The organism is Pseudomonas sp. Choline-02u-1, from assembly GCF_002836515.1.
GTDB lineage: Bacteria > Pseudomonadota > Gammaproteobacteria > Pseudomonadales > Pseudomonadaceae > Aquipseudomonas.
In genome coordinates this window covers 1-2917 of record NZ_PJBC01000027.1, presented here as the reverse complement: position 1 = coordinate 2917, position 2917 = coordinate 1, and the positions used below count along the sequence as shown (strand labels likewise).

The window sequence follows — 2917 nt, the reverse complement described above, 5'->3', positions numbered from 1 at the left end:
CATGAGACTTGCGCCGGCGAAGCCCCAAGCCTTGGCTTCAAGATCCAATGACAGTTTGCCGAAGTTGACGCTACGTACGCTGCCGTCGTGTGCCTTGTATTTCGCTATCCAGGGATCGGCTTTTGCCCGTTTAGGGAACTCGACTTTGAGTAAGCTGACTTCCCCGCGCCACGCTGTTACATCCAGTGCAACCTCCAAGTTGGCAATCTGAGGGGAACCACTTTTCAGAGTGGGGCCTTCCATTTTGACTTCCGACAGCAGGTTGGCGCTTTCCGGGAGTAAGCATCGAACCAGTTGGGCCTGGGGGCTGTTGTCGAACAGCATGAGATTGCGCAGCTGTTTATCTTCGAAAACCATGGCTTTCAGGTTTTCGCCCCAGGTTTGGCGTTTGGCTTCGGCTTTCAGGCTTTCGACTTTGTAGCCTTTGGCTTCCAGCGCCGCGAAGAACTTATCAGGCACAAACAGTCCATGTTCATCGAACCATGGTCCCTTTTCATCGAATTGGAGCGCACCTTCCTGTTCCAGCCAATCGCTGAATACCCGGTCGTCGTCGGCCTCTTTGGCAATCGATTTCGGCAGACTGGTCGCCAGTTCCTTGAGCTGTCCTTGGAATGCGTTACCACTGATTTGTGCCAGGTGTTTCAGGCTGATGTGGTTGAGGATCGTCGTTGACGAGGCGCTACTGAGTTCGCGCAGAGGTATGTTGGTTTTGGCCAGACGTTCGATCGGCTTAGGCTTATAGCTTTCCGCTTCCCACAGGAACAGGCGGGATGGCTTGAGCCCACGTATACGCGCCTCTGCAGTAAGCTGGATTCGCTCTGCCTCGTTATTCAAGTCGTACCACTGCTTTTGCAAACTGACGAACAGGACGCCGGGCGGTGCGGACTTGCCGCCAGTCGCCGACACCCATTGAGAGTAACGCTCCTCGATTTTTTTTTCGAGTTCATCGCGTTTGTTGGTCAGCTCGATAAACGCCTGAAAATCCTCGCTGCCGGTGTATTGGTCGTCAGGGCTGAGCGCGAACTCGGGAACTGCAATCCCGCATTCGGCAACTTCTACGATAGCGTTTATGTACGTTGACATCAGATCTTTCAACGCCAGGATGTTGAGCTGGACACCCCTTAGCTTTTTTTCGTCGATCTCGCCGGTTTCGATCAGCTTTTTGTGAAGAGCCTTGTACTCTTTCAAGTGCTCCCAGGCCGAAGCGATCTTGCCAGTGCCAGGATCAAACATTTTGTAGCCGTGGGCTTTCGCCTTGTCGCGCTCTTCAATGTATTTGTCAATTGCGTCACGCGCCTTCAAGGCACGCGGGGTATAAAAAACTCCGTTTTCCCGTTTGTACCCCAGTGTCTTTGCTTTTGCATCGGAGACTTTTTCCAGCGTTTGCATGTTCTGCTGATTTGTCTCGATGCGTTTTCCGGCGTGGAACATCTCACGTTCGGCATGCATTACCGCGTCGCTATCACCTTTGGCTTTTGCCGCTTCCCAATCCTTGCGGCACTGTGCTTTTTTTGCAGTGTCTTCGGGGATTGCGGCTTTCGACGCCATATAACTGGTGTGTTGCTCACCTTCAAGAAAAGCTTCCGGACCCGGAGTGAGGAAGTAGTCCATCAAACCTGCATCGGCGATGTTGCTCATGCGCGTGGCTTTATCAGTGTCGACGGTTTTCTGTTTGAGTAGGCTGACGCTTTCCTTGAGTTTCTCGGACGTGCGCTTGGGCAACAGCCAGAAACGGCGCTGACCGGTGACGTAGATGATGTCGTCATAGCTGCTGCTGCAGCCTGGCTTCTTGTCTTTGCAGAACGTTTCCGCGTCGGCAGTCTTTTTTGGCGGATCGGCCGGAATGACAACAGGTGGTTGTTCTGGCGCGGGTGTTTGTTCGGACGTACCTGTCATCTCAGACTTCCAGTCGTTGTACTTTCTCGAATGCCGGCATGTCGCTGCTCAGCACGTTCATGACGTCAGTGCGGGCCTGTAACGGACCTTGGTTTAGATTCGGCAGCAGGCGCTCAAGATGACGTCCTTCTTCAATGCCGTGATCCACCAGCAGTTGCAAATTATCGGCCACGCCAGACAGCTGCGAATCCGATAAGCCCGCAGCGGACTCGGCGTTCCGCAGCCGAATCCAGTACCACCAGCGGATTTCATCGAACGCTATCAGTGTGTTGCTCTTTAGTTGCAACGGATATTTTTGTTCGACGCTAGAGGTATCAACTTTTTCTGTTTGTTCCCAAAGGCGCCATTGTTGATCGTCTCTGTGGGCGGGCGGGGTGAAGACGCTGTCCCAAGGGCCAAACAGAGGTTGGACGGGTACCGTCAGCGCTAGCGCGCTCCAGAATGCCGGGTCGTAGTAACGCGCCAGCGAGTCACCATGAGTCGGGTCGTTCATGCGCAGGAGGCGACGAGCATGCAAGAGCGCGGTCTCCGGTTTTTCACGTGAGGTGAGCAGAATGCCGGCGCGGTTGTCGTGGCATAGCTCAAGGGCTTGGGCGGCGGCAGGACTTCCCGGTGTCAGTTGTAGCCAGATCGGACTGACATCATTCATTTCGGCAAACGGCGTGTCCTGAAACAACTTTTCAACACCATTCAACCCGGCCTGTTGGAAAAGCTTTTCCAGAGCCCGAGGCTGGCGAACGCTGTCTACGATGCCATACAGGGTGCGGTTTGCGGTGGTGCCCGATGGCGTCGTGGCCACGGGTTTTTCCAAAAAGTGACTTAACCATTCAGACATGGGCAAACCTCCCGCGAGCAAGCGCCATTAGCTTGTTTTCCACAGATCGGAACAAGGGGCAGGCCTTGAATGCTTTTTCGTACGAACGGGTTTGCCATAGGTGGCACTGTTACCTGCCCCGCCTTATCAGCATCAGCCTGTTTTAAAGGCCCCGGCATCAACGGCGCAGCACCAGTCCCACTGCCC

Annotated in this window: 1 protein-coding gene and 2 pseudogenes; all 3 read right to left on the bottom strand. The window is 54.3% G+C overall.

The window, feature by feature from the left end:
- Positions 1-1896 (bottom strand): annotated as a pseudogene (locus tag CXF97_RS13920) (hypothetical protein); the annotation flags it as partial.
- A gap of 1 nt (position 1897) precedes the next feature.
- A complete protein-coding gene (locus tag CXF97_RS13915) occupies positions 1898-2731 on the bottom strand; it encodes a DUF4123 domain-containing protein (protein ID WP_101159024.1) in 834 nt (277 codons plus the stop codon).
- A 109-nt stretch (positions 2732-2840) separates the two neighbouring features.
- A pseudogene (locus CXF97_RS28485) lies at positions 2841-2917 on the bottom strand (Rhs element Vgr protein); the annotation flags it as partial.